Source organism: Streptomyces roseirectus, from assembly GCF_014489635.1.
Lineage (GTDB): Bacteria > Actinomycetota > Actinomycetes > Streptomycetales > Streptomycetaceae > Streptomyces > Streptomyces roseirectus.
Genome location: NZ_CP060828.1, coordinates 7636886 through 7663630, shown reverse-complemented (window position 1 = coordinate 7663630; position 26745 = coordinate 7636886). Strand labels below are relative to the sequence as shown.

25 protein-coding genes and 2 tRNA genes are annotated in these 26745 nt (G+C 70.4%); 3 read left to right on the top strand and 24 right to left on the bottom strand.

Annotated features, from left to right (window positions below; genetic code table 11):
* Positions 1-17 precede the first annotated feature (17 nt).
* From ruvA to pgsA, 10 genes are all read right to left on the bottom strand, one after another.
* On the bottom strand, positions 18-623 hold the full coding sequence (ruvA, locus tag IAG44_RS33025; protein WP_187750743.1) for a Holliday junction branch migration protein RuvA: 606 nt from the start codon (positions 621-623) through the stop codon (positions 18-20).
* Entirely contained in the window at positions 620-1177 is a 558-nt protein-coding gene (gene ruvC, locus IAG44_RS33020; RefSeq protein ID WP_187750742.1) for a crossover junction endodeoxyribonuclease RuvC, read from the bottom strand. Before ruvC ends, ruvA begins: the two co-directional genes overlap by 4 nt.
* A gap of 117 nt (positions 1178-1294) precedes the next feature.
* Positions 1295-2047, bottom strand: coding sequence for a YebC/PmpR family DNA-binding transcriptional regulator (locus IAG44_RS33015; protein ID WP_187750741.1), 753 nt, complete (start codon positions 2045-2047; stop codon positions 1295-1297).
* Between the two features lie 49 nt (positions 2048-2096).
* Positions 2097-2702 carry a pyridoxal 5'-phosphate synthase glutaminase subunit PdxT gene (gene pdxT / locus IAG44_RS33010; protein WP_187750740.1) on the bottom strand — a complete coding sequence of 202 codons (606 nt, stop codon included), beginning with the start codon at positions 2700-2702 and terminating at the stop codon, positions 2097-2099.
* Between the two features lie 6 nt (positions 2703-2708).
* Entirely contained in the window at positions 2709-3614 is a 906-nt protein-coding gene (gene pdxS, locus IAG44_RS33005) for a pyridoxal 5'-phosphate synthase lyase subunit PdxS (RefSeq protein ID WP_187750739.1), read from the bottom strand.
* 115 nt (positions 3615-3729) lie between these two features.
* On the bottom strand, positions 3730-4161 hold the full coding sequence (locus IAG44_RS33000; protein ID WP_187750738.1) for a DUF6210 family protein: 432 nt from the start codon (positions 4159-4161) through the stop codon (positions 3730-3732).
* Entirely contained in the window at positions 4158-4694 is a 537-nt protein-coding gene (locus IAG44_RS32995; RefSeq protein ID WP_187750737.1) for a hypothetical protein, read from the bottom strand. The genes IAG44_RS33000 and IAG44_RS32995 overlap by 4 nt, the downstream gene beginning before the upstream one ends.
* Positions 4695-5186: 492 nt before the next feature.
* The gene (locus IAG44_RS32990; RefSeq protein WP_187750736.1) at positions 5187-6353 is read right to left on the bottom strand and encodes a glycosyltransferase family 4 protein; all 1167 of its coding nucleotides are present in this window, start codon (positions 6351-6353) and stop codon (positions 5187-5189) included.
* Positions 6350-7258, bottom strand: coding sequence for a phosphatidylinositol mannoside acyltransferase (locus tag IAG44_RS32985; protein ID WP_187750735.1), 909 nt, complete (start codon positions 7256-7258; stop codon positions 6350-6352). Before IAG44_RS32985 ends, IAG44_RS32990 begins: the two co-directional genes overlap by 4 nt.
* Positions 7255-7938 carry a phosphatidylinositol phosphate synthase gene (pgsA, locus tag IAG44_RS32980; protein ID WP_187750734.1) on the bottom strand — a complete coding sequence of 228 codons (684 nt, stop codon included), beginning with the start codon at positions 7936-7938 and terminating at the stop codon, positions 7255-7257. The genes IAG44_RS32985 and pgsA overlap by 4 nt, the downstream gene beginning before the upstream one ends.
* A gap of 290 nt (positions 7939-8228) precedes the next feature.
* On the opposite strand from pgsA, the gene IAG44_RS32975 reads away from it, so the two are divergent.
* Both IAG44_RS32975 and IAG44_RS32970 read left to right on the top strand, forming a co-directional pair.
* Positions 8229-10424 carry an elongation factor G-like protein EF-G2 gene (locus tag IAG44_RS32975; protein ID WP_187750733.1) on the top strand — a complete coding sequence of 732 codons (2196 nt, stop codon included), beginning with the start codon at positions 8229-8231 and terminating at the stop codon, positions 10422-10424.
* Between the two features lie 260 nt (positions 10425-10684).
* Complete coding sequence (locus IAG44_RS32970; RefSeq protein WP_187750732.1) at positions 10685-12346, top strand: hypothetical protein; 1662 nt, start codon at positions 10685-10687, stop codon at positions 12344-12346.
* Positions 12347-12365: 19 nt separating this feature from the next.
* On the opposite strand, the gene IAG44_RS32965 is transcribed toward IAG44_RS32970, so the two are convergent.
* The 4 genes from IAG44_RS32965 to IAG44_RS32950 all read right to left on the bottom strand — a co-directional run bounded on the left by IAG44_RS32965 (position 12366) and on the right by IAG44_RS32950 (position 16793).
* Positions 12366-12917, bottom strand: a complete 552-nt coding sequence (locus IAG44_RS32965) for an HIT family protein (protein WP_187750731.1) — start codon at positions 12915-12917, stop codon at positions 12366-12368.
* Positions 12918-12996: 79 nt separating this feature from the next.
* Entirely contained in the window at positions 12997-14973 is a 1977-nt protein-coding gene (gene thrS / locus IAG44_RS32960; protein WP_187750730.1) for a threonine--tRNA ligase, read from the bottom strand.
* Between the two features lie 81 nt (positions 14974-15054).
* Positions 15055-16230, bottom strand: a complete 1176-nt coding sequence (locus IAG44_RS32955) for a hypothetical protein (RefSeq protein WP_246562218.1) — start codon at positions 16228-16230, stop codon at positions 15055-15057.
* Positions 16227-16793 carry a DUF4365 domain-containing protein gene (locus IAG44_RS32950; protein ID WP_187750728.1) on the bottom strand — a complete coding sequence of 189 codons (567 nt, stop codon included), beginning with the start codon at positions 16791-16793 and terminating at the stop codon, positions 16227-16229. Before IAG44_RS32950 ends, IAG44_RS32955 begins: the two co-directional genes overlap by 4 nt.
* Positions 16794-16961: 168 nt before the next feature.
* Between IAG44_RS32950 and IAG44_RS32945 the strand changes: the two genes are divergently transcribed.
* Positions 16962-17690 carry a 3'-5' exonuclease gene (locus IAG44_RS32945; RefSeq protein ID WP_187750727.1) on the top strand — a complete coding sequence of 243 codons (729 nt, stop codon included), beginning with the start codon at positions 16962-16964 and terminating at the stop codon, positions 17688-17690.
* Positions 17691-17738: 48 nt separating this feature from the next.
* Here IAG44_RS32945 and IAG44_RS32940 read toward each other — a convergent pair.
* From IAG44_RS32940 to IAG44_RS32895, 10 genes are all read right to left on the bottom strand, one after another.
* Positions 17739-17810: transfer RNA gene (locus tag IAG44_RS32940), tRNA-Val, on the bottom strand.
* A gap of 39 nt (positions 17811-17849) precedes the next feature.
* Positions 17850-18296 (bottom strand): SRPBCC family protein, encoded by a 447-nt coding sequence (locus IAG44_RS32935; protein ID WP_187750726.1) that lies wholly within the window; start codon positions 18294-18296, stop codon positions 17850-17852.
* Positions 18297-18316: 20 nt separating this feature from the next.
* Positions 18317-21052, bottom strand: coding sequence for an exo-rhamnogalacturonan lyase family protein (locus IAG44_RS32930; RefSeq protein ID WP_187750725.1), 2736 nt, complete (start codon positions 21050-21052; stop codon positions 18317-18319).
* A gap of 80 nt (positions 21053-21132) precedes the next feature.
* On the bottom strand, positions 21133-21726 hold the full coding sequence (locus IAG44_RS32925; protein WP_187750724.1) for a hypothetical protein: 594 nt from the start codon (positions 21724-21726) through the stop codon (positions 21133-21135).
* Positions 21727-21730: 4 nt separating this feature from the next.
* On the bottom strand, positions 21731-22606 hold the full coding sequence (locus tag IAG44_RS32920; protein ID WP_187750723.1) for a carbohydrate ABC transporter permease: 876 nt from the start codon (positions 22604-22606) through the stop codon (positions 21731-21733).
* Positions 22603-23604, bottom strand: a complete 1002-nt coding sequence (locus IAG44_RS32915) for a carbohydrate ABC transporter permease (protein WP_187750722.1) — start codon at positions 23602-23604, stop codon at positions 22603-22605. Before IAG44_RS32915 ends, IAG44_RS32920 begins: the two co-directional genes overlap by 4 nt.
* Positions 23604-24893: an ABC transporter substrate-binding protein gene (locus IAG44_RS32910; protein ID WP_187750721.1), complete on the bottom strand. Its 1290-nt coding sequence runs from the start codon at positions 24891-24893 to the stop codon at positions 23604-23606. Before IAG44_RS32910 ends, IAG44_RS32915 begins: the two co-directional genes overlap by 1 nt.
* A gap of 335 nt (positions 24894-25228) precedes the next feature.
* Positions 25229-25969, bottom strand: a complete 741-nt coding sequence (locus tag IAG44_RS32905) for a glycosyltransferase (RefSeq protein ID WP_187750720.1) — start codon at positions 25967-25969, stop codon at positions 25229-25231.
* A 61-nt stretch (positions 25970-26030) separates the two neighbouring features.
* Positions 26031-26102: transfer RNA gene (locus IAG44_RS32900), tRNA-Val, on the bottom strand.
* A 110-nt stretch (positions 26103-26212) separates the two neighbouring features.
* Positions 26213-26674, bottom strand: a complete 462-nt coding sequence (locus IAG44_RS32895; RefSeq protein ID WP_187750719.1) for a TIGR02611 family protein — start codon at positions 26672-26674, stop codon at positions 26213-26215.
* Positions 26675-26745 lie beyond the last annotated feature (71 nt).

Genomic DNA, 26745 nt, shown 5'->3' with positions numbered 1-26745 from the left:
GCGCCCCTAAAAGACCACTACCTGGCCCTGTTCAGAGATTGCAGCGCCGCCTTCAGCAACTGTCCTACCTGCGGGGTACCCTCTGCCGCCTCCGCCTGCGGCGTGACCGCGGCCACCGCCTCGTCCGCCTCCCTCGTCGCGTAGCCCAGGCCCAGGAGGGCGGCGTGGAGTTGGTCGCGCCAGCTCTGGCTGACCGGGGCGCCGATCGCCGGGGAGCCCACCGGTTCGCCCAGGCGGTCCTTCAGCTCGATCAGGAGTTTCTGGGCGCCCTTCTTGCCGATGCCGGGGACGGCGACGAGGGCCTTCTCGTCGGCGGTGGCGACCGCCCGGCGCAGGGCGTCGGGGGTGTGGACGGCCAGCATCGACTGGGCGAGGCGCGGGCCTACGCCGCTGGCGGTCTGGAGGAGTTCGAAGACCTGGCGCTCGTCGTCGTCCGCGAAGCCGTAGAGCGTGAGGGAGTCCTCGCGCACGACCAGGGAGGTCGCGAGTCGGGCCTGCTGGCCGACGCGCAGGCCCGCGAGGGTGTTAGGGGCGCACTGGACGGCCATGCCGACGCCGCCGACCTCGACCACGGCCGCGTCGGGAGCGAGGGCGGCCACCGTGCCGGTGACGAAGGCGATCATGTCGTACGGCCTTTCGAGGCGTGCAGGGCGACGGCCTGCTGGAGACGGTTCTGGGCGACGGCCTGTCGCAGGCGGTTCTGCGCGGGGGCACGCCAGATGTGGCAGATGGCGAGGGCGAGGGCGTCGGCCGCGTCGGCGGGCTTGGGGGGTGCGGCGAGCCTCAGCAGGCGGGTCACCATCGCGCCGACCTGCGCCTTGTCCGCGCGCCCGCTGCCGGTGACGGCGGCCTTGACCTCGCTCGGCGTGTGCAGGGCGACGGGGATGCCCCGGCGGGCCGCGCACAGCATCGCGACGGCGCTGGCCTGGGCCGTGCCCATCACCGTACGGACGTTGTGCTGGCTGAACACGCGCTCCACGGCGACGAATTCGGGGCGGTGCTCGTCGAGCCACTGCTCGATGCCCTCCTCGACGGCGAGCAGGCGGTGGCTCAGCTCGGCGTCGGCGGGCGTACGGACGACACCGACCCCGACCATGGTCAACGGCCGCCCGGCGACGCCCTCGACGACGCCGACGCCGCATCGCGTGAGCCCGGGGTCGACCCCAAGTACCCTCACCACGCCCTCCCTTCGCTCACCTGTTTGTGCAGGCTATCCGCTGCCACTGACAACGGCCGACATGACGACGGGCCGACGGGGTGTGTCCCGTCGGCCCGTTCACGTACCGGGGTCGGCTCAGGCGTCGACCTTCTCCATGACCTCGTCGCTCACATCAAAATTCGCGAAGACGTTCTGCACGTCGTCGCTGTCCTCCAGCGCGTCGATCAGCTTGAAGATCTTGCGGGCGCCCTCTTCGTCGAGTTCGACCTGCATGGTCGGGACGAAGTTGGAGTCGGCGGAGTCGTAGTCGATGCCGGCGTCCTGGAGGGCCGTGCGGACGGCGACCAGGTCGGTGGCCTCGCTGAGGACCTCGAAGGACTCGCCCAGGTCGTTGACTTCTTCGGCACCGGCGTCGAGGACGGCCCCGAGGACGTCGTCCTCGGTCAGCTCCCCCTTGGGGACGATGATGACGCCCTTGCGGTTGAAGAGGTACGACACCGAACCGGGGTCGGCCATGCTGCCGCCGTTGCGGGTCATGGCGACGCGGACGTCGGAGGCGGCGCGGTTGCGGTTGTCGGTCAGGCACTCGATGAGCACCGCGACACCGTTGGGGCCGTAACCCTCGTACATGATCGTCTCGTAATCGGCGCCGCCGGCCTCGAGGCCGCCGCCGCGCTTGACCGCGGAGTCGATGTTCTTGTTCGGGACCGACTGCTTCTTCGCCTTCTGGATGGCGTCGTAGAGCGTCGGGTTGCCCTCGATGTCGACGCCGCCCATGCGCGCCGCGACCTCGATGTTCTTGATCAGCTTCGCGAAGAGCTTGCCGCGCTTGGCGTCGATCACGGCCTTCTTGTGCTTCGTCGTAGCCCATTTAGAGTGGCCGGACATCTGCCTGTCTCCTTCGCGTAACCCATCCGAACAACGATCGCCAGCGATCCTACAAGGACTCCGTCACCCCGTTCACGCGCACCATGTCGACAAAGAGCGCGTGCACGCGGTGGTCGCCGGTCAGCTCCGGGTGGAAGGACGTGGCGAGCGCGTTGTCCTGGCGGACGGCGACGATGTGGCCGTCGTGCCCGGCGAGGACTTCCGCGCGGGCGCCGACGGACTCGACCCAGGGGGCGCGGATGAAGACGCCGTCCACGGGGCCGCCGGCCACGCCCTTGACGTCGACGGACGCCTCGAAGGACTCGTTCTGCCGGCCGAAGGCGTTACGGCGGACGATCATGTCGATGCCGCCGACGGTCTCCTGGCCCGAGCGCGGGTCGAGGATCTTGTCGGCGAGGAGGATGAGGCCCGCGCAGGTGCCGTAGACCGGCATCCCCGCGCGTACGCGTGCGCGCAGGGGCTCCATCAGGCCGAACAGGACGGCGAGTTTCGAGATGGTCGTGGACTCGCCGCCGGGCAGGACGAGGCCGTCGACCCCGGCGAGTTCGTCCGGGCGGCGGACCGGTCTGGCCACGGCGTCGGCCGCGGCCAGGGCGACGAGGTGTTCCCGTACGTCGCCCTGGAGCGCGAGGACCCCGATCACGGGAGTGGTCATCGGTGGTTACCAGCCGCGGTTGGCGTAGCGCTCGGTCTCGGGGAGGGTGTCGCAGTTGATGCCGACCATGGCCTCGCCGAGGTTGCGGGAGGCGTCCGCGACGATCTTCGGGTCGTCGTAGAAGGTGGTCGCCTTGACGATGGCGGCGGCGCGCTTGGCGGGGTCGCCGGACTTGAAGATGCCGGAGCCGACGAAGACGCCCTCGGCGCCGAGCTGGCGCATGAGCGCGGCGTCGGCGGGGGTGGCGACGCCGCCCGCGGAGAACAGGACGACCGGGAGCTTGCCGAGTTCGGCGACCTCCTTGACCAGCTCGTAGGGGGCGCGCAGGTCCTTCGCGGCGGCGTACAGCTCGTTGTTGTCGTAGCCGCGCAGGCGGGCTATCTCGTTCTTGATCTGACGCAGGTGGCGGACCGCCTCGACGACGTTGCCGGTGCCGGCCTCGCCCTTCGATCGGATCATCGCGGCGCCCTCGGCGATGCGGCGCAGGGCCTCGCCGAGGTTGGTGGCGCCGCAGACGAAGGGGGTCGTGAACGCCCACTTGTCGCTGTGGTTGACCTCGTCGGCCGGGGTCAGGACCTCGGACTCGTCGATGTAGTCGACGCCGAGGGACTGGAGCACCTGGGCCTCGACGAAGTGCCCGATCCGCGACTTCGCCATGACCGGGATCGACACGGCCTCGATGATGCCCTCGATCATGTCCGGATCGGACATCCGAGCCACACCGCCGTCCTTGCGGATGTCAGCCGGCACCCTCTCCAACGCCATCACGGCGACGGCCCCCGCGTCCTCCGCGATCTTCGCCTGCTCCGGCGTCACGACGTCCATGATCACGCCGCCCTTGAGCTGCTCAGCCATCCCGCGCTTCACGCGCGCGGTGCCGATCTCGGGGGCCTGCTTCTCACTGCTGGACACGGGGACCTCACTGAAGTGAAAGGGGGTTCTCAGAGGGTGGTTCTTCAGCCACGAGGAAACTCCCACCGACCGGTCCACAGCAAGGGCCAATAGTGACGCGGTGGATCTTTTCGGGTCAGTCGGAGTTGGCCCACACAAGGGTGCCGGGGCCGTCCGGGGTGAGGACGGGGACCCATGCCTCGTCCGCTTCCGCCAGCCTGGCCTCGTCCAGGACCAGCTGCGCGGGCCAGGTGTCGTCGCGGTTCGCCGAGGCGTAGAGGTACAGGTCGGACACAGCCGTCCTCAGGCGGTCCAGGAGGGCGGGCTGCCAGATCCGGCCGGGCGCTCCCCGGCCCTTCGGGGCGCGGGCGAAGAGGGTCCTCAGGTCGCTGTCGGCGTCGGAGACGAACAGGGGGATCAAGTAGCCCTCCTGCTCGTACGGCACGCACGCGTGGCCGCCGCCCTGTGCTTCGTAGACGACGCCGGTGGGGGCCGCGACGATCACGCAGACCCAGCCGGTGTCGGAGCCCTCGGGGTCCAGGGGGATGCGGTGGCGTGTGTCCGTCACCGTTCTGCCAGGACCGCCGGGGGCTCGTCGTCCATTTCGAAGGCCATCGGGAAGGGGGCGTGGCCGGCGAGGTGGAACCAGCGGACCTTGCGGTGTTGGCGGAGGCGGCGGGCGGCGCCTACGGCGTCGTTGTGGAAGCGGCGGGCCAGGGGGACTCGGCGGACGGCTTCGGTGAGTTCGTGGGCGGCTGCCTCGCCGCCGGGGGCGTCCTTGACCTCGTCCAGTTGGTCGGGGTCCGCGAAGACCGCGCGCAGGGCCTGGGTGAGTTCGCTCTCGGCCACCTCGCGCTGCTCTTCCTCCGCCTGCCTCGCCGCGTGCGCGGCCTCGTACAGGACGATCGAGGCCGCCGGGTCCAGGACGCCGGAGGTGGCCAGTTCCTGGGTGACCGAGGCCCGGCGCAGCAACTGGGCGTCGAGGGCGGCGCGGGCCGCGTCGATACGGGCGTGGAGGCGGTCGAGTCTGCCCGCCGTCCAGCTCAGGTAGAGGCCGATCGCCGCGAGGATCGCGAGGGTCCAGATCAGGGTTGCGGTCACGGGCGGCAAGGGTAGCGGGCCGGGGGGCGTGGGGCCGGTGCGGAGGCGGGTCGCGGGGGCGTGGTGGTTGGCCACGGAGGCGCGGTAGTTGGTCGCGGAGGCTCAAGAGCTGGTGACGGAGGCGTGAGGGCTGGGCGTGGGGGCGCGGGGGCGGACGTGGGTCAGCCGCAGGGTCGCGCGCCGGGAGAACATCGCCGGGCCATCAGCTCCGGTTCCCGCAGTCCCGCCCCCTCTCCTCGCCGCTCAGCCCAGCACCGGTCACGCCCGCACCTCACCCCCTCGCCAGGCCAGCCCGCCCACAACCGCGCCCCCTCCCCGGCCCTGTACGGCCGCACTCACAACCCGCCCAACGATCGCCCCCAATCCCCCACCCGGCCTTCGCCCCCGCTCCGGCCAGCCCCGCAACCTCACCCGGCTCGCCCCCGTGCCGGCCAGCCCCGCAACTCACCCGGCGCGCGCCCCCGCCCACACACCGGCCAAGCCCCCGCCCCCTCAGTCCCGCGCCAACCCCAACCGTGCCCTCAGCCCGCCCCCCGTTCTCTCGTCCGCCGCCACAGCCGCCGCTCCCGCGGTCACCGTCTCGTAGACCGACAGGATGTCCGCGCCGACCGTGGACCAGTCGAAGCGGCGGACGTGGGTGCTGCCCCGTTCGCGGAGTTCGGCGCGTCTGTCGGGGTCGCCGAGGAGGCGGATCGCGGCGTCGGCGAGGGCGTCGGGGTTCTCGTTGGTGAACAGCTCCCCGGCGCCGCCCTGGTCCAGCACCTGCGCGAACGCGTCGAGGTCGGAGGCGAGGACGGGCGCGCCGGCGGACATCGCCTCGACGAGGATGATGCCGAAGCTCTCGCCGCCGGTGTTGGGCGCGATGTAGAGGTCGATGCTGCGCAGCAGGCGTGCCTTGTCCTCGTCGGAGACCATGCCGAGGAATTCGACCCGGGATCGCAGCTCGGCGGGGAGGTCGGCGACGGCCTCCTCCTCGTCACCGCGCCCAGCGATCAGCAGGCGCGCGCCGGGCCGCTCAGCGAAGATCCGCGGGAGCGCCTTCACCAGCACCGGCAGCCCCTTGCGGGGTTCGTCGATGCGGCCGATGAAGCCCAGCGTCTCCCCCTGCCACTCGGCCCGCGGCTCGGCACGGGCGAAGAAGTCGACGTCGACCCCGTTGGGGATGACGACCGCGTCACCGCCGAGGTGTTCCACCAGCGTGCGCCGCGCGTACTCGCTGACGGCGATCCGCGCGCTGATCTTCTCCAGCGCGGCCTGGAGGATCGAGTACGCGGCGATCATGGCGCGCGAGCGCGGGTTGGACGTGTGGAACGTGGCGACCATCGGCCCCTGCGCCGCCCAGCACGTCAGCAGCCCCAGCGACGGGGACGTCGGCTCGTGGATGTGGACGACGTCGAACGCGCCGTCGTGCAGCCAGCGGCGTACGCGCGCGGCGCTCAGGAAGCCGAAGTTGAGGCGGGCCACCGAGCCGTTGTACGGGACGGGCACCGCGCGGCCGGCGGAGACGACGTACGGCGGGAGGGGGGTGTCGTCGTCGGCCGGGGCCAGTACGGAGACCTCGTGTCCCTGGCGGATGAAGTACTCCGCGAGGTCGCGGATGTGGAACTGGACGCCGCCCGGCACGTCCCAGGAGTACGGGCAGACGATCCCGATCCTCACGCGGGCCCCCTCGCGGGGTCCAGGTCGGTGAGCCACAGCCGTTGCAGCATGTGCCAGTCCTCCGGATGGTCGGCGATACCCGAGGCGAAGACGTCTGCCAGCGCCTGTGCCATGACAGACGTCTTCTCGTCCCGCGTACCTGACTCGGGTACCTCGATCGGGGGATGTACCTGTCCTCGCATGACGGCCGTGTCGTCGTACCAGAGCGTCACCGGCAGCAGCAGCGCGCCGGTCTGCTGGGCGAGCAGCGCGGGCCCGGCCGGGATGCGGGTCCGCTCGCCGAAGAACGTCACCTCGACGCCGGACTTGGACAGGTCGCGTTCGGCGACGAGGCAGACGAGGCCGCCGTCGCGCAGGCGCCGGGCGAGGGTGCCGAAGGCGGTGCCGCCGCTGTGCGGCAGGACCTCCATGCCGAGCCCTTCGCGGTAGACGACGAACCGGTCGTACAGGGTCTCGGGCTTGAGGCGTTCGGCCACCGTGGTGAACCGGGTCCCGAGTTTCGTGGTGACCCAGGCGCCCGCGAGGTCCCAGTTCGCCATGTGGGGCAGCGCGAGGACGACGCCCTTGCCGGAGGCGAGGCCGTCGGTGAGGTGGTGGAGGTCCTTGGGGTCGAAGCCGCCCTTGACGCGCTCCTCGCTCCACGCGGGCAGACGGAAGGACTCCATCCAGTAGCGCAGGTACGAGCGCATGCCCGCGCGCGACAGCTCCCGAAGCCGCTCGGGGCTCGCGTCTGGCACCACGCGCGCGTAGTTGCTCTCCAGCCGCAGGACGCCCTTGCCGCGCCTGCGCCAGGCGAGGTCGGCGATGGCCTGCCCCAGCCGGACGGCGACGGGCTCGGGGAGTTTCCTGACGCCGGCCCAGCCGGCGCCGTACAGCGCGTCGGTGAGCCTGTCGCGGGCGCTCACTTCGCGGCCTCGGTCCCCTGCGTCTCCCCGGCGCCCGCGTGCTGGGCGGCGGCGTCCGCCTCGGCGGACTCGCGGCGGACCGTGACGACCCGCTGGACGAGGGTGACGAGGCTGCCGACGGCGACGATCCACAGGGCGACCGGCAGCAGGTACTGGATGCCGGGCACGCCGAACGCGTGGAGCCCGGCAAGGCCGGCGGCGACCAGGGAGACCACCAGGCGCTCCGCGCGCTCCACGAGGCCGTTGACGGCCACCGGGAGGCCGATGGACTCGCCCCGCGCCTTCGTGTACGACACGACCTGGCCGCTCGCCAGGCAGAAGATCGACACCGCGCACAGGACGTTGTCGTCGCCGTTGCCCGCGTACCAGAGGGCGAACCCGCCGAAGATCGCGCCGTCGGCGACGCGGTCGAGCGTGGAGTCCAGGAAGGCGCCCCAGCGGCTGGAGCGGCCGAGCTGGCGGGCCATGTTCCCGTCGACCAGGTCGGAGAACACGAACAGGGTGATGACGATCGTGCCCCAGAAGAACTCGCCACGGGGGAAGAAGACCAGCGCGCCCGCGATCACACCCGCCGTGCCGATCAGCGTGACCGTGTCGGGGCTGACGCCCCGCCTGATCAGAAACGCGGCGAACGGTGTGAGGACACGCGTGAAGAACGCACGCGCGTACTTGTTCAGCATGGCTTTCCCGACAGTCGAAGGCGCCGGGGGCCCTTGCTGGCCACCGGCTGGCCCATCGTAGCCACGCGCGCGCGTGTACGACGGTCGGGCACCCGCGCCCCCGGGTCACGAGGCGGTCGCGAATCAGCCGTACCCGCGCGCGTACGAAGGGTTCGCGTCCGCCGTATGGACGCCCCGTGACGGGAGTGGAAAGCTCGAAGCACCGCGGGCGCCATCGCAGCCGCCGCTGGTCGCGGATCTCGCGTGTGCTCGCGTCCCAGGGACCTCACCGTTGCTCGGGAGGCAAGGACATGGGCGACAAGGCACACGCACACCTCGGAGCCGCCGGCAGGGCCACGGCGGCCGACCATCCCTCGTCCGTACGGAATGTGGTGCTGGTCGGCCACTGCGGGGCGGGCAAGACGACGCTGGTGGAAGCGCTCGCACTGACCGCGGGCGCGGTGAACAGGGCGGGCCGGGTCGAGGACGGCGCGACCGTCTCCGACTACGACGAGATCGAACACCGGCAGCAGCGTTCCGTACAGCTGTCGCTGGTCCCCGTCGAATGGGGCGGGGTCAAGGTCAACCTCCTCGACACCCCCGGGTACGCCGACTTCGTCGGGGAGCTGAGGGCCGGTCTGCGGGCTGCGGACGCGGCCCTCTTCGTCGTCTCGGCGGCGGACGGCGTGGACGGCGCGACGCGCATGGTGTGGGACGAGTGCGCGGCCGTCGGCATGCCGCGCGCGATCGTCGTCACGCACCTGGAGGCGGCGCGCGCGGACTTCGCGGAGATGGTCCGCACGTGCGCGGAGACGTTCGGCGGCGACGACCCCGACGCGGTGCTCCCGCTGTACCTGCCGCTGCACGGGCCCGCGGGCGCGGACGGACACGCGCCCGTGACCGGCCTCACCGGCCTCCTGACGCGCACGCTGTTCGACTACGCGTCCGGCGAGCGCAAGGAGTCCGATCCGGACGAGGCACAGCTCCCGGCGATCGAGGAGGCCCGCAACCGGCTCATCGAGGGGATCATCTCGGAGAGCGAGGACGAGACCCTGATGGACCGCTATCTGGACGGCGAACCGATCGACGTCCCGACCCTGATCGAGGACCTGGAGCGGGCCGTCGCGCGCGGGACGTTCTTCCCCGTCCTCGCCGCCGCGCCCGCCGCCGACGGCGCCCGGCAGGGCATCGGCACCGTCGAACTCCTCGAACTGGTCACCCGGGGCTTCCCGACGCCCCTGGAGCGCGAGGCGCCACGGGTGACGACGGTCGACGGGCACGCGCGCGTACTGAAGCCCTGCGATCCGGACGGGCCGCTCGTCGCCGAGGTCGTCAAGACGTCCTCCGACCCGTACGTCGGCCGCGTCTCCCTCGTCCGCGTCTTCTCCGGCACCCTGCGCCCCGACGAGACCGTCCACGTGTCCGGGCACGGGCTCGCGGACCGGGGACACGAGGATCATGACGTCGACGAGCGCGTGGGCGCGCTGTCGGCGCCGTTCGGGAAGCAGCAGCGAGCGCTCACCCACTGCATCGCCGGGGACCTCGCGTGCGTGGCGAAGCTCGGGCGGGCCGAGACCGGGGACACGCTGTCCGCGAAGGACGATCCGCTGCTGATGGCCGCCTGGCAGATGCCGGACCCGCTGCTGCCGCTCGCCATCGAGGCGCACAGCAAGGCCGACGAGGACAAGCTCTCCCAGGGGCTCGCGCGCCTCGTCGCCGAGGACCCGACCATGCGGCTGGAACACAACCCGCACACCCACCAGGTCGTCCTGTGGACGCTCGGCGAGGCCCACGCGGCCGTCGCGCTGGAGCGGCTGCGCAGCCGGTACGGGGTGCAGGTGGACGTCGTGCCGCACAAGGTGTCGCTGCGGGAGACGTTCGCCGGGCGCTCCGGCGGGCGCGGGCGGCACGTCAAGCAGTCCGGGGGGCACGGGCAGTACGCCATCTGCGAGATCGAGGTCGAGCCGCTGCCCGGGGGCTCGGGCATCGAGTTCGTCGACAAGGTCGTCGGCGGGGCCGTACCCCGCCAGTTCATCCCGTCCGTCGAGAAGGGCGTCCGCGCGCAGGCCGCGCGCGGGGTGGCCGCCGGGTACCCCCTGGTCGACGTCCGCGTCACCCTCCTCGACGGCAAGGCCCACTCCGTCGATTCCTCCGACGCCGCGTTCCAGACGGCCGGCGCGCTGGCCCTGCGCGAGGCCGCCGCCGACGCCACGATCCACCTGCTGGAACCGGTGGCCGAGGTGTCCGTCCTGGTCGGCGACGACTACGTGGGCGCCGTCATGAGCGACCTCTCCGGCCGCCGGGGCCGCGTCCTCGGCACGGAGCAGGCCAGCTCCGGCCGCACGCTGGTGCGCGCCGAGGTGCCCGAGATCGAGATCGGCCGGTACGCGGTCGACCTGCGCTCCCTGTCCCACGGCACGGCCCGATTCAACCGCGTGTACGCACGGCACGAGGCGATGCCGGCGCATGTGGCGGAGAAGGTGAGGGCGCAGGAGGAGAAGGCGTAAGCGGCACAGGCGGGGGCGGGCGCGGCACTCGCCCCCGGCTCACCTTCCCCGTGCGCCTCCACGCGCCCCCGCGAGCCGAACATGCGCCCAGGGGCGGCGAGTTCACTGAATCTCCCCCTCCGTTCCGCCGGTCCGCTCCCCCGCAACGGGTCCGGATGTCAGTGGAGGCGGATACGCTGATGACCTGATCAACAGGTGTGCGGAGCACGGAAGTCGGGAAAGCCGCAGGAGCGGGTCCGGGCGGCGATGGGGGCGGTTACATGACCGTTGACAGTGCGTACGGTGACATCTTCGGCCCACAGGTGCCGCTGATGGGCGACGGAGGGCAGACGGCGACGTTCGCGCTGGCCTCGGCCGCGTACCGGGACAGCCCGGTGGAGGAGATAAAGAAGGCCGACAACGAGTGGCACCAGTCGTCGGTCAGCAAGGGCCGCCCCTGGGCGAAGATCTTTCGGCCCAACCTCGGCGAGGCGTTCTCGCAGGCTGTCATCGACCGCATGCTCGGCGTCGGCCGCAAGCCCCTGATCCAGTCGTTCGGCGCGGAACCCGCCGTCGTCGTCGAGCACTGCCTCGCCGCGAACAACATCCGCCGCGACCGCGACCGTAAGCTCGCCGCCGTGATGCTCCTGTGCGGCGTCCTCTTCCTGCCCGGCCTCCTGGTGTGGCTGCTGGTGTTCCAACTGCGCGCGATGACGGGCAAGAGCACCAACAAACGCGCCTCGGGCCTGGCCACCGCCCTCCTCGTCGGCGTCGGCGTGCTCGCCGTGATCTTCCTGATCCGGATGCCCTTCGGCGGCCTCGCCGGCTGGTACGCGCGCGGGGCGGTCGTCGCCCCCGTCGCCGGCTGGTTCCTCGCCCGCCGCCTGTGCGAGTCCACCGCGAAGGACCTGCGCGAGCGCTGGAGCAGCCTCCTGTCCGGCGGCAGCGTCGGCGCCAAGATCCCCGAGGCCGTCCCCACCAGCCCCGACCAGGCCGCCGCCGAACAGCTCCGCCAGTCCCTGGCCCGCCTCTCCGCCGAACAGCAGTCCAACGGCGTCTTCTACGCGGGCCCCAAGGGGATCCTCGGCATGGGCACCCGCTGGGGCTCCTGGCACCTCGCCGAAGAACTCGTCCCCCTCGACCCGGTCAAGGGCGTCCACGAGTTCCGCAGCTGGACCGTCGCCCGCGCGATCAGCGACCAGCTGAACCTCCTGCAACGCCAGAGCCTCAAGACCGGCGGCTTCCCCGCCCCGTCCGTACGGCACTGGGTCGTCACCCACGTCGGCGAGGGCGCCAAGGCCGTCTCCCGCCCCGAGGGCACCGACGTCGAGGCGTACCAGTTCAAGCCCAAGGCCATCGAGGACATCTGCAACAACCAGCAGTTCGGCAGCGGCAACCGGCACTACCTCGGCGTCCAGTGGACCACCTGGGACGGCCAGCTCATCATCACCATGATGATCACCGTCACGGTCCTGCACGAGACGCTGCGCATAGAAGTCACCGGCCACGCCCTCGGCCCCGTCAACGGCCTGTTCCTGTCCAAGCCGGAGGCCCCCACGAAGGAGGTCGCCAAGACCGTCCGCTTCTGGGAGACCCGCAAGATAAACCTGCCGCTCGTCACCACCGACGAGGTCGTACGCCTCGCCGCCCGCGCGACGATCAGCTGGTACCCCCCGCTCCTGCAGTGGCTCGGCGGCTCCATAGGTCTCCCCGAGCCCTTCGGCCTGCGCCACGCCTGGGCCGACCAGCCCTGGAAACACCGCTTCATGGCCGACGACGCCCTGCGCGCCGCCGCCCCCGTCCTGCGCGTCGTCCACGCCGCGACGATCAAGGTCCTCAAGGAACACGACGTCAACGTCGACAAGTTCACGGCCCGCGCCGGAGTCCTCAGCGGCGGCGTCCAGGACCCCAGCCCCGGGAAGGCGGACACCTACAACGCGTGAGCCGCCCGGGAGACCGGCGTCAGCCCTCCTCCGGCCACGCCTCCGCCAGCATCTTCCGTGTGTCCGCCAGCAGTTGCGGCAGCACCCGCGTGTGCCCCACCACCGGCATGAAGTTCGTGTCCCCGCCCCACCGGGGCACGATGTGCTGGTGGAGGTGGGCCGCGATGCCGGCGCCCGCGACCGTCCCCTGGTTCATGCCGAGGTTGAAGCCGTGCGCGCCGGAGGCCCGCCGCAGCGCGGTCATCGCCTGCTTGGTCAGCTTGGCGACCTCCGCCGTCTCCGGCTCCGTGAGGTCCGTGTAGTCGGCGACGTGCCGGTAGGGCACGGCCATCGCGTGGCCGCCGGTGTACGGGTACAGGTTCAGCACGACGTACGCCAGCTCACCCCGCTTGACGATCAGGCCGTCCTCGTCGGACTTCGCCGGGATCGAGCAGAACGGGCAGCCGTCGTCGGCCCCCGGGCCGGTCGGCTTGCTCTCGCCCTGGATGTAGGCCATCCGATGAGGCGTCCACAGGCGCTGGAACGCGTCCGGCACGCCCACTCCGATCTGCTGCTCCGGCTCACTCGTCATGGTGAGCAGCATATGGCGTACGGCCGGGGGCAGGGGAAAGGCCCCCGGAGCGAACTCCGGGGGCCCTCACCGCCGTACGTCACACCTGGACGCGACGCTCCACGACGTCGACGAGCTTCGCGAGGGCTTCCTCGCGCGGGATGCCGTTCTCCTGCGACCCGTCCCGGTAGCGGAAGGAGACCGTCCCGGCGTTCATGTCCTCGTCCCCGACGATGATCATGAACGGCACCTTGGAGCGCTGCGCGTTCCGGATCTTCTTCTGCATCCGGTCCGACGACGAGTCCACCTCGACCCGCAGCCCCTTGCGCTTCGCCTCCGCCGCGAACTCCGTCAGGTAGTCGATGTGCGCGTCCCCGATCGGGATACCCACGGCCTGCACCGGCGCCAGCCACGCCGGGAACGCCCCCGCGTAGTGCTCAAGCAGCACGGCGAAGAACCTCTCGATGCTGCCGAACAACGCCCGGTGGATCATCACCGGCCGCTGCTTCGTACCGTCCGCCGACGTGTACTCCAGGTTGAACCGCTCCGGCAGGTTGAAGTCGAGCTGCACGGTCGACATCTGCCAGGTCCGCCCGATCGCGTCGCGCGCCTGGACGGAGATCTTCGGCCCGTAGAACGCGGCGCCACCGGGGTCCGGCACGAGCGGCAGCCCCTGCTTCTCGGCGACCTGACGCAGCGTCTCCGTGGCCTCTTCCCAGACCTCGTCCGACCCGACGAACTTCTCCTCGTCCTTGGTCGACAGCTCCAGGTAGAAGTCATCCAGCCCGTAGTCCCGCAGCAGCCCCAGCACGAACGTCAGCGTCCGGTCCAGCTCCTCGGCCATCTGCTCGCGCGTGCAGTAGATGTGCGCGTCGTCCTGCGTGAACCCCCGCGCGCGGGTGAGCCCGTGCACGACACCGGACTTCTCGTACCGGTACACGGTCCCGAACTCAAACAACCTCAAAGGCAACTCGCGGTAAGACCGCCCCCGCGCGTCGAAGATCAGGTTGTGCATCGGGCAGTTCATCGGCTTGAGGTAGTAGTCCACGCCCTCGTCGAGCTGCATGGGCGGGTACATGCCGTCGGCGTACCAGTCGAGGTGTCCGGACTGCTCGAAAAGGCGGCCCTTGGTCGCGTGGGGCGTGTAGACGAACTCGTAGCCCTCCTCCTCGTGGCGGCGCCGCGAGTAGTCCTCCATGACCCGGCGGATGATGCCGCCCTTGGGGTGGAAGACGGCGAGCCCGGAGCCGATCTGCTCGGGGATGGAGAAGAGGTCCAGCTCGTTGCCGAGCTTGCGGTGGTCGCGCTTCTCGGCCTCGGCGAGGAAGTCGAGGTACGCCTTCAGCTCGTCCTTGGACGGCCAGGCGGTCCCGTAGATGCGCTGGAGCATCGGGTTGCGCTCGCTGCCCCGCCAGTACGCGGCGGCGTTGCGCATCAGCTTGAACGCCGGGATGAGCCGGGTCGACGGCAGGTGCGGGCCCCGGCAGAGGTCCTTCCAGCACAGCTCGCCGGTCTTGGCGTCCAGGTTGTCGTAGATCGTCAGCTCACCGGCGCCGACCTCGACGTCCGCGCCGTCGTCCGAGGACGCCGACCCCTTGAGCCCGATCAGCTCCAGCTTGTACGGCTCGTCCGCCAGCTCCTCGCGGGCGGCCTCGTCGGTCACCACGCGCCGGGCGAACTTCTGCCCCCTGCGCTGGATCTCCTGCATCTTCTTCTCGATGGCCTTGAGATCCTCGGGCGTGAACGGCTTCTCGACGTCGAAGTCGTAGTAGAAGCCGTCCTTGACCGGCGGTCCGATGCCGAGCTTGGCCTCGGGGAAGATCTCCTGGACGGCCTGCGCCATGACGTGGGCGGTGGAGTGCCGCAGGATGTTCAGCCCGTCCTCGGACGAGATCTCGACGCCTTCGACGGTCTCGCCGTCGGACACCACGTACGTCAGGTCCTTCAGCTCGCCGCCCACGCGCGCGGCGATGATCGTGCGCTCGCCGGCGAAGAGGTCGGCGGCAGTGGTCCCCGTCGTCACCACGCGCTCTTCCCGCTCGGAATCGCGTTGGATGGTCACACGGACGTCTGACACCGGTCTCTCCTGCCTGAAGGTGAAATGCGGCGCCATACGAGGAGCGCGCGCAAAAGCCGATCGTACCGGCCCCGGGTGACGTCACTCCCCGTCGAGGTCTCCTCCGCACGCCTCCTCGAAGAAGTCCAGATTCTCCTGGAGCGCCTTGAGCAGCCGGTCCCGCTCGACCTCTTCGACCTCGACGGGGACGACGCCGTAGGCGCCGGCGAGCCTGCGGAAGCCGCCCCTGCTCTCCAGCCGTCCGCGCACCCGTACCGGCAGCCCCAGCAGGTGGGCCTGTCCGGCGATGCGGTAGTCCTCCTCGTCGAGCCGGGTCCGTACCTGGGTGACCTCGGCGCCGCCCAGCACCCGCAGCCGCACGCTGCCCTCCCCGCGCGGCCCCGACCGCCGCAGCCGGACGACGGCGGCGGTGACGGTGACGGCCACGGAGGGTTCCTCGCGCAGGTAGCGGGCGCCCGCCTCCCGCAGGACGGGGATGTCGCCGGCCGAGAACTCGACGGGTTCGACGGCGGTGGCGCACCCTTCGGGCACCCCGGCGCCCGGTGCCCAGGCGACGCCGATCCGCGCCCCTTCCGTCCCGCGCACGAGGGCGATCAGGGCCTCGGTCAGCTCCCGGCTGACGCCGGCCTCGACGGCGCCGTCGAAGGCGTCCATGCCGCCGGTGGCGCGCTGGTAGTCGACGGCCTCGCGGGCGGCGTAGAGGGCTTGGTGGAGGCGGACGGCGAGGGGGCGGGCGGTGGCGACGGGGAGGAACGCGGTGAGGTGCCGGCCGCCTTCGGTGGTGCCGACGAGGACGTCGTCGAGGAGGGCGGCGGCGGCGCGGCGGTGGCGGGCGCCGTGGTAGCCGGTGCGGGCGCGGGTGGCGAGGGCGCCGGCGAGGAGGGTGCGGCGGGCGGCGGCGCGCAGTGCGTCGTCGGCGTTGAAGGAAGCGGGGCCCTCGGGGGTGTCGCGGGTCCAGCGGATCTCGTCGCTGGGGACGGCGAGGCCGAGCAGGACCTCGCGGGCGGCGGGGGTGGCGGCGCGGGTGAGGGCGGTGACGGCTTCGGTGAGGAGGTCGTCGCTGTCGGGGTAGGCGCGGCTCTCGGGGACGAGGAGGCTGGTGGCGGTGGCGCCGGGGCCCGGCGGGGTCCAGCGTCCGTAGCGGCCGGGTGCGCCGCCGCGTCGCTGCCAGCCGTGCCGGCGCAGGAGGGCGGCGAGGACGGCGGGGTCGACGTCGGTGGGGTGGGGGGTGGGGTGCGGGTCCCCGAAGTGGCTCATGGTCGTCCTCCCGTCCCGACCCGCGTCATGATCTCGCACAGCGCCCGGTCGTCGAAGATGCGTGCGGTCGGTATGCGTACGGTGGTGCGGGTGCGGCCGGTGACGGGGTGGCCGGCGAGGTTGGTCCAGTAGCAGCAGTGGCGCAGGTCGAGGCGGTCGTGGCCGGCGCGCAGCCAGTCGTCCTGGGCGCGGGGGACGATCATGACGACGAGGATCTTGTGCACCGAGACGGGGGTGCGGGCGAGTTTGCGCAGGTGGTCGTTTTCGAGGGTGAAGGGGAAGGTGCGGCCGGGCGGGTGGGGCGGGAGCTGGTAGGTCGCCTTGAGCTGGACCTTGATGGTGACCTCGTCGTCGACGGTGTGGCCGGGTGAGCCGTGGCTGACGTGCCAGTCGATGCCGTTGTCGGGGAAGGGCTGGGAGAGGGAGCAGCCGGCCGCGGCGGCGACGGCGTGCAGGTAGCCGACCTGCAGGGTCTCCATGCAGGCGGTGGTGGCGAGTGTGCCGCGATGGGGGCCCGTGCGTTCGGGCAGCAGCCCGCCCCGTTCGGGCCGCGCTATCGCCATGGCCAACAGCCTTCCCCGTTTTGTGAGTTCTTGATGCGGGCCGGTGAATTCCCTGGTCCCGCACTCCTGTTGTGTCCTTCCGGCGTACGGCGCAAACAGCCCGGGTATCACCAAACAGGCAGAAGACGGCATGTCATCGGCCGTGCGTGAACGAGGGGTTGTGGATTTATGACGTGCTGGTACGAGGGCCCTCTCGCGGCCTTCGACACGGAGACGACAGGAGTGGACGTCGAGACCGACCGGATCGTGTCGGCGGCGCTCGTCGTGCAGGACGCCACCGGTACCCGGCCTCGGGTGACCCGCTGGCTGGTCAACCCGGGCGTGCCGGTGCCGAGTTCGGCGACGGCGGTGCACGGGCTGACGGAGGAGCACTTGCAGCGCAACGGCCGCTGGCCGGCGCCGGTGATGTACGAGATAGCCGAGCTGCTGGCCGAACAGGCGGCGGTGGGGCGGCCGTTGGTGGTGATGAACGCGCCGTTCGACCTGACGCTGCTGGATCGCGAGCTGCGCCGGCACCGGGCGTCGTCGCTGGACGAGTGGCTGGAGCAGACGCCGTTGCGGGTGCTGGACCCGCGGGTGCTGGACAAGCACCTGGACCGCTACCGCAAGGGCCGTCGCACGTTGACGGACCTGTGCGCGCACTACGAGGTGACGCTGGCGGAGGCGCACGACGCGGGGTCGGACGCGCTGGCCGCGCTGGAGGTCGTCCGGGCGGTCGGGCGGCGTTTCTCGGCGCGGCTTGAGCGGCTGTCGCCCGGTGAGCTGCACGGCCTCCAGACGGGCTGGCACGCGGCGCAGGCGCGCGGGTTGCAGGCGTGGTTCGCGCGCAGCGGTCAGGAGGAGACGGTGGATCCGGCGTGGCCGGTGCGTCCGCCGAGTCTGCCGGCGGCGGCGTGAGGGCATGTGAAAGGCCGGTCAGCTGAAGGCTGACCGGCCTTTTCCCGGTGGGCGATACTGGGTTCGAACCAGTGACCTCTTCGGTGTGAACGAAGCGCTCTCCCACTGAGCTAATCGCCCGGGAACGCACTGAACAATACAGGCCCGCGCGCCTTTCCTTCAAACCGTTCCCAGATACCCGGCCAGTCCGCGCCGCCCGGCCCGCATCATCAGCCGGTGGTTGGCCCGGAACAGGGGTCTGCCGGGGACGGCGAGCGCCCGCAGCAACGGCTTGTGCACGTCGACGACTTGCTCGTACCGGGCGAGCGTGCCGCTGCCGCGGGCCTCCAGGGTCCACCGCGCCCAGCCGTCGAGATCCCCGCTCATGGCGATCTCCAGCACCCTCGCCGCCGGGTCCCGCCGCACTTCGCGCGCGGTGAAGGTGAGCCCGTAGGGCAGGGTGGCGCGGATGCGGACGACCCCGCTGGTGTCGTCGGTCCGGGTGACGGAGCGGACCTGCGGCCACCAGCGGGGGTACTCCTCGGCCCGCTCCAGTGCCGTGTAGACGGCGGCGACCGGAGCGGGCAGGTGCCACAGGGTGTGGAAGCGGTAGTGCGTCCAGTTCATGGGACCAGTGTTGACCGGTGTTACGGCATCTTGTTCCCCAGCAGTGCCAGGTTCTCGATCGCGGCGAGTCCGTAGAGCGCGGTGTCGTTGGTGGACACCCACGTGGCCTCGCTACCGGCGACCAGTGCGGTCGGTCCGGTCACCTTCTCCGTCCGCCACGGCGCCGACTCCTTGTAGCCGTCGGAGTTGTAGAACTTGTCCCAGGCGCGCTTGGCCAGTTTCTCGTCGCCGGTCTTCACCGCGGCGTAGGCGTCGAGCCGGGAGTGCCCCTGGAAGAGGAGCAGCGTCCCGAAGTTGGATCCGTAGCGGGCCGCTTGTTCGGCCTTGGTGGCGTTGAAGTAGCGGCAGTAGTCGAAGTACGCCTCGTTGAAGCGCGGCATGTCGACGAGGTGGATGAGTTCGGCGCACAGTTCGTTGAGTCCGAAGACGGCGGAGAGGTGCGAGACGCCGACGACCGGCGCGGGCGCGACCGCGAACTTGCCCGTGTCGAGGTCGTAGAGCCCGCTGCCCTGGACGAATCCGTTGGGCTGGGCGGCGATGGTCTCCATGGTGGACAGGACGCGCGCCTTGGCCTTCTCCCACTTGGGTCCGCGCCGTTCCCACTCGGTGAGCCAGGCTGAGACGAGCCCGCTCCAGTCGGTGCCGAAGCCGATGGAGAGGGCGTGGCGGTCGGGGGTGTAGGGCTCGGTGCGGATCTTGCGGATGGGGTCGAGGACGAGGAACGTCTCGTCGGAGTCGACGTTGGCGTGCATGAGGTCGCCGACGCGTTCGTCGGCGGTGAGGAAGTAGTAGTAGCGCCGGTAGGTGGTGTTGGCGATGCGCTGCTGTTTGGCGCTGTCGGCGTAGTGCTGGACGCCGTGGCGGGTGCCGAGGCCGGCCCACTTGCCGAGGTGGTAGACGTCGACCTCGCCGGTGTGCCGGGTCATGGCCTCGGCGAAGCGGAAGATGTCGGAGCGGCCGGAGCGCAGGTACGCGTACCAGAGCCAGAGGTCCGGCGAGAGTTCGGAGTTGTCCCAGGCGTACCCGCCGATGTCGTACCGCCACTGGTGGCGGACGGTGTCGTAGGTGTGCATGATGTCGCCGTAGTCCCAGAAGCCGTACCAACGGCGTTGCTCCACCTGGTCCTTGTAGTAGGTGAAGAGGAAGTCGAGGTGGTCCTCGATCTTCGCCTTGGCGGGGGTGGAGCGGTCGGGCTCGGAGTAGAGGCCGGGTCCGAAGACGCCTGCCTTGATCAACTGCTTGGGCGGGGCGGCGAGTTGCGGCAACACCCGGACGGCGTCGACCTGTTGGGCGAGGGCTTCCGGCGTCGGTGTGGACTCGTTGGCCCAGAAGACGAGTTCGGAGGTGCGGGCGATGCCGTAGGGGGTGCCGAACTCGGGCTCGTAGTCCTCGTAGGTGATGTTGAGGCCTTCGAGCTGTTCGGGGAAGGTGTCCTGGCCCATGCCGTCGTGGTAGAAGCGCAGGTCCATGGGCTGGGCCTCGGGCGACCAGAGCCAGAGGGTGACCTCGGCCTCGTCGGTCTGGGCGTCGCGGATGTCGAGCTGGCAGGGGTGGCGTTCCCAGAAGTCCCGCAGGCCGAAGGAGAATCCGCCGCTCGCGCCGCCGACGTACCCGAAGCCGGAGGCCCGCCTGCCGCCGCCGGCGCCGATCCAGCCGTGGCCCTTCTTGGTGCGCTTGCGGACGGTGAAGCCGTCGGCGGAGAGCTGGGAGAGGGTGTAGTCGCCCCACTCGGGGATGTACTGGAGCCGGGTGGTGACACGCTGGTCCCAGGTGGCGGGGTCGGGCAGCTTCTTGCCGGCGAACTGGGCTTCCTGGACGGCGATTCCGGGGTCGCGGCGCAGTCCGGTGATGCCCTTGACGGCTTCGCGGAGCAGGCCGGTGCCCTCGCCGCCGATGCGGATGTGCCGGTCGTAGGACTGGTCGCGCATGGGCACGGTGAAGCGGACGCCGAGGCCGCGGATGAAGTCGCCGCTGGCCTTGCCGGGTTCCTGGGTGCCGTCGTAGGTGATGGTGTGGACCATGCGGAAGGAGTCGGCGCCGGCGTAGAAGTACAGGCGGATCGAGAAGGGGATCCAACTCCGGTTGCCCTTGCGGTGCTTGCCGTCGATGCGGACCACCGCGCGGACGGGGCCCTCCTGTTCGACGGTCACCTCGGAGACGGCGCCCTCGAAGCGTTCGGTCTTGACGGTGCCCTGGTCCTCGTCCTCGATCTCGGGCTGCCGGATGAGGACGAGGCGCCCGTTCTTGGCGATCTCGGTGGAGCCGCGCCGGACGGACTTGATGAGGGTGGCGCCGGACTTGCCGATCTTGACGTCGACGACGCCGGTGGAGACGTCGATGGTGCCGCCGCTCTTGTCGACGGTGACCTTCTTGCCCGGCGCGGCGGGGGTGCCGGGGGCCAGGGTCAGCTTGCCGTCGCCCGAACTCACCGCGTGCGCGGTCCACTTGAGGGAGCCGTCGGGCCAGTAGGCGAGGGGCCAGGACTGGACGGGGACGTCCTTGCCGGCGGCGTCGGTGAGCGCGAAGGTCTGGTCCTCCTGGAGCGCGCCCATGGGCCAGGGCACGCCGAGCGTGGAGCCGGGGGCGGCACCGAGGCCGCCGTCCTCCAGCCAGTCCAGGGTGACCGGGTCGGCGGGGCCGCTCTCGGCGCGGGGGGCGGCGGAGGCGTTGGTGGCGCCGAGGGCCCAGCTGAACTGGGCGGCGGCGCCGGCGACCGCGGCGGCCTTGAGGAGGGATCTGCGGGGAAGGGGGGACATGGCCGTTCCTTTCCGTGCGGGGAAGCTTCGGGCATGACAGAGGGAGGCGCGGCGGGGCCGGCCTTGAGGAGGGGTGCGGCTCAGCGGCGCCGGTAACGCTCTTCCACCGCGAGTGCCGCCGCGGTGACGGCGCCCAGGACGGGGGCGCCGAGGGGTGCGATGAACCAGGCCGACATGACGACGACGGCGAGCCCGGCGACGACGAGGAAGGACCCGGCGGGGTCGAGGACGGTACGGCGTCCGGCGTCGGCGAGCAGCGTCCGCCAGGAGTCGCCGGGGCTCCACACTGCCGCCGCCCGCAGCAGGGCGACGGCCGCCCCGATCAGCGCGAACACACCGATCGCGCCGATGAGTGGCCCACCGGGGAGACCGGCGCGGACGGCCCAGACGTCGATCCAGACGGCCGCGAGCACCGCCCACCCGGCGACCCCGACGGCCCACCCGCCGCGCAGCGCGCTGCGGAAGTCGGCGACGAACTCCCGTATCCCGCCGTCGACATGGGCGGTGCGGCGGCCGAGGTGGCGGCTGCCGGCGGCGAGCGCGGCGGGGTAGGTGACGACGCCGAGGCAGGCGACGGCGATCCACACCCCGGTCAGCAGGCATTCGGCGAAGACGGCGAACCTCTCCGCGAACACGGACTCCTTGCGTGTCTTGACGCGTGCCTCGGCGGTCATGGTGTCAGCCCTTGAGTCCGGAGGTCGCCATACCGTCGATGAGGTAGCGCTGGAAGGCGAGGAAGAAGGCGAGGACGGGGAGCAGGGCGACGAGCGACATGGCGATCATGCCGCCGTAGTCGGCCACGCCCTCCTGGTCGACGAACATCTTCAGGCCCAGGGAGACGGTGTACTTGTCGGGTTCGTTGAGGTAGATCAGCGGGCCCATGAAGTCGTTCCACGAGTTGATGAACGTGAAGATGGCGCTGGTGATGAGGGCGGGGCGGCACAGCGGGAGCACGATCGACCAGTAGATGCGCAGGTGTCCGCAGCCGTCGAGGCGGGCGGCCTCGTCGAGTTCCTTGGGCAGGTTGCGCATGAACTGGACCATGAGGAAGACGAAGAAGGCTTCCGTGGCGAGGTACTTGCCCAGCAGCAGTGGGGTGTACGTGTTGATCATGTCCATGTTGCGGAAGAGCACGTACTGCGGGATGAGCAGGACGTGGTACGGCAGCAGGAGGGTGCCGATCATCAGCGTGAAGAGCAGGTTGCGCCCGGCGAACCTGATCCGCGCGAACGCGTACGCGGTCAGCGAGCACGAGATCAGGATCCCGACGACCGAACCGATCGCCAGCGTCAGGGAGTTGACGAAGAACGTGGAGATGGAGATGTCCGCGATGCCGTCGCTGAGCCGCTGGTAGTTGCTGACGATGGGGTCGCTGGGGAAGAGGTCGAGGCTGCCGACGATGTCCTCGCTCTTCTTGAACGAGCCGCCGATGACCCAGATGACCGGGTAGAGGATGACGGCGAGGATCGCGAGGGAGCCGAGGTGCCAGGCGAGGGAGCCGGCCCGTCTGCGGCCGGTGCCGGTACCGGCCTGGTGAACGCTGGTGGTGCTCATCGGGCGCCCTCCTCGTAGTGCACCCACTTCTTCTGCGACCAGAAGAGGACCGCCGTGACCAGCGCGACGGCGATGAGCAGCAGCCAGGCCATGGCGGAGGCGAGGCCCATCCGGCTGTTCTCGAAGCCCTGGACGTACAGATAGCAGGTGTAGACCATCGATCCGTCGGCCGGTCCGCAGGCGTTGCCGCCCGCGCCGCCGCCGACGATGTACGCCGAGCTGAAGATCTGGAAGGAGTGGATGGTCTCCAGCAGGACGTTGAAGAAGAGGACGGGGGAGATCATCGGCAGGGTGATGTTCCAGAACCTGCGCCAGGTTCCGGCGCCGTCCATCTCGGCGGCCTCGTACAGCTCGCGCGGGACCTGCTTGAGGCCGGCGAGGAAGATGACCATCGGGGCGCCGAACTGCCAGACGGTGAGGGCGACGAGGCTGTAGATGATCAGCTCCGGGTCGCCGGTCCAGCCGCCGGCGTCGATGCCGAAGAACTGCTGTGTCTGGTCGACGACGGCGTCGTCCGAGAAGATCGCCTTCCAGACGATCGCGATGGAGACGCTGGCGCCGATCAGGGAGGGCGCGTAGAACGCGGCCCGGTAGAACGCCTGGCCGCGCCGCTTCTGGGCGAGGAGCAGGGCGACGCCGAGGGCGGCGAGCAGCTTGAGGGGGGTGCCGACGACGACGTACCAGAGGGTGACCTTGACCGAGTGGCGCCAGCGGGGGTCACCGAACATCTCGGAGAAGTTGTCGAGGCCGATCCACTTGGGCGGGTCGAAGAGGTTGTAGTCGGTGAAGGCGAAGTAGAGCGAGGCGACCATCGGGCCCGCGGTGAGCAGCAGGAACCCGGCGATCCACGGCGACATGAAGAGGTAGCCGGCCAGGTTCTCCCGGCGCAGGCGGCGCTTGAGCTCGGGGGGTTTGACCAGCCGGGCCGGGCCGCTGGGCGGCCCGGAGTCCTCGGTCAGGCCCTCCAGCGCGGGGGCGTGTGTCACGGTGGTTCCCATCAGGCCGTCAGGGCCGTCTTCGACTCGGTGAAGAACTGCTTGACGGCGTCGTCGACCGACCGGGTGCCGAGGGCGAGTTCTTCGGCGATGCGCAGGAACGCGGACTCGCAGATGTCGGCGCCGCTGGGGTGCGGGGTGATGGGCTCCAGGACGCCGGAGGCGACCAGGGACTCCTCGTAGGCGGCGATCGACTTGTTGACCTCGTCGGTCGGCTTGAACGCGTCGTACTGGGCCTGGGTGGCGGGGATGCCGCGGTCGTAGCCCATGATCTTGGCGACCTCGGGGTCGTGGACCATGAAGTTGATGAACTGGGCGACTTCCTTGGGGTGCTTGGTCCGCTTGGAGGCGCTGAGCATCAGGGAGCCGAGGTACTGGCCGGTCTTCTTGCCGTCGGTGGTGGGGATGGGAGCGAGGCGGTACTGGCTCTTGCCCTCGGAGGTGTAGCGGATGGTGAAGTTGTCCCAGGTGAATTCACCGGCGGCGAGTTCGGCGGCGACGGCGGACTTCGGCTTGACCTGGGCGACCTTCTTGGCGTCGGCGAACTCGCCCTGTTCCAGGCCCTGTTCGGCCTTGGTCCACCAGTCCTTGAGGTCGGCCTCGGTGAATCCGAGTCCGTCGGTGGTGAAGAACGCCTTGCCGTTCTGACGCAGGTAGAGGTCGTACAGGTACATGACGCCGTACATGCCGGAGTCGCCCGCGCGGCCGGTCTTCTGGTGGATCTTCAGCATCGCGGCGTGGAAGTCGTTCCAGGTCCAGCCCTGCTTGGGGGTGACGCCGGAGCGGGTGTAGACGGGCTGGTCGATGACGAGGGCCATCGAGTTGGAGCCGACGGGGACGCCGAGGAGCTTGCCGTCGACCTCACCGAACTTGTCGAGTCCGGCGCGGAATCCGTCCATGGAGAGGTTTCCGGCCTTGACCTGGGCGCTGAGGTCGAGGAGAACGTTCTTCGAGTCGTATTTCCGCAGGAATCCGATGGCGTTCTGGAAGACGTCCGGCGGATTTCCGCCCGAGGCCTGCGTATTGAACTTCTTCCAGAAGTCGGTGTACGGCTGGAAGTCCGTTTTCACCTTGATCTTCGGGTACTTCTTCTCGAAGAGCGCGATGGTCTGGTTGATTCTCTTCGCGCGGTCGTCCGCACCCCACCAGGCGTAACGGATCGTCACCGTACCGTCGGAGGACGAACCGCTGTCCCCGCCGCACCCGGTCGTGGCCGCCAGCCCGAGCGTGGCAGCCGTCGCCCCAGCCGCCTTCAGGATCGTTCGCCTCTCAACATTCCTGGTGGTTCCCACAGTCGGGCCCTCCCCGCAGCGTCGTTGCCGCTTGCATGAATCGTTTCAAGAAAGCGCTTGCTGGCACAAGGTACGAGGGGGGTGAGAGACCGTCAATGATTCGGACAGGATTTTCTTCCGGGACGGCTTGGGGGCAACCCCTCCCCCCAAGTCCCCTTCACGCCAAAGAGGCTGACATATCCGCAGGTGAGCGCCGACGGTTCGAGAGGTCGAACACCGGTTCCGCCGTCGCGCGCCGACGGACATGGGCCGAAATTCGCCGCGCGGGTTTGAAAGGGGAGTTGCGGGGATCTGGTACGGGTACGGCGGCGGGGCGGCCTTTGTCCGTCGCCGGCCTAGTCGAACAGCGCGGCGAGTTCGTCGGCCCGTTCGCTGATCAGGCGCATGCGCAGGGCGCGTTCGACGGGCTCACTGTGGGCCTCGCCCGCCGAGACCTGCCCCGGCCACCTGCGGTACAGCAGCCCCGGCTCGCCGGTGAACCAGCCGGTCACGACGGTGCTCGCGGCGATGAGCAGGCCGGTGTCGTCGGAGCCGGGGACGGCCATCCAGCCGCCGAGCGCGACGGCGAGGGAGCGCCTGAGGCAGAGGGTCGCGGGGTGCACGGGCAGGTGGTGGCCGTTCGCCCGCCACCGCTCGACGACCGTGCGCCTCGGGATCGGCCCGGGTCCGGGCTCGCCGCCGACGCCGGCCGTGGTGCCGTCGGGCAGGAGGTCCAGGGCCCGGGAGGTGACCCAGCCGATCGCCGGGTCGGCCAGCGCCTCGACGTCCCTGGCCAGGACGCCAGGGGTGAGGACGTCGTCCTGGTCGAGGTTCTTGACCAGCGCGCCCGCGGCACGGGAGAGGCCGAGGTTGCGGGTGATGGCGACGCCGCCCCGACGGCCCCGGGCGAAGCGGATCCGGGGATCGTCGCCGGGGAGCAGACGCTCGGCGATGCCGCTCTCGCCGTCCTCCTGGACGATCCACTCCCAGGCCCAACCGGGCGGAAGGACTTGTTCCGCGAGGGAGTCATAGGCGGCGGAGAGGAACGCGGGGCGCGGGTCGTAGACCGGCGTGATGATCGATATCAGGCTGCTCACGGGTGCCCCCTCGACATGCGTCAGGGGCCGTTCCGACTGCCGGAACGGCCCCTGAATCAGGTGGGCGATACTGGGTTCGAACCAGTGACCTCTTCGGTGTGAACGAAGCGCTCTCCCACTGAGCTAATCGCCCGAGCACGGAGAACATTACCGCATGTCAGAGGGTGGCTGTGACCGGCGGGGAGTCCGGTCGGCGCCTGACCGGTGGGGCTGCCGGTCAGCGGGTACGGCGAGCGGTTCGGATCACTGGTTCTTGATGTTCCAGGGCATCTCCAGGCCGTACTTCCACAGGTAGACGCCCGCGAGGACGCCGATGATCACCAGCGCGACCGACGTCAGGATGATGTTGCGGCGGCGCGCCTTCGGATCGAGGGCTCGCTGAGCGGCCTCGGTGACCTTGCGTTTCGTCCAGCGCAGGACCAGCTGGGCCCAGACGAACTCGGTGGCCCAGATCGCCATGCCGGCGAAGATCACGACCCAGCCGGGGCCGGGCAGCGGCAGCATGATGATGCCGAGCACGACCACCGCGAGGCCGACGACGAAGACGCCGACCTGCCAGCTCAGGTGGAGGGTTCTGCTCTTCTTGATGAACGCCGGCGCCTTCGAACCGAGGCCCGCGTCCCCCTTGCCGGGACGGTCCCCGTCCGCTTGTCTGTCGTCCGTCGTCACGGTCGCCTCGCCGGGCTCGTCACTCCCCGTATTCATAACTGAACCTTACCGGAGAGAATCCGATCACCGGAATGGTGGTACCGGACGAAGGGGGTCTCGGCCGGAAG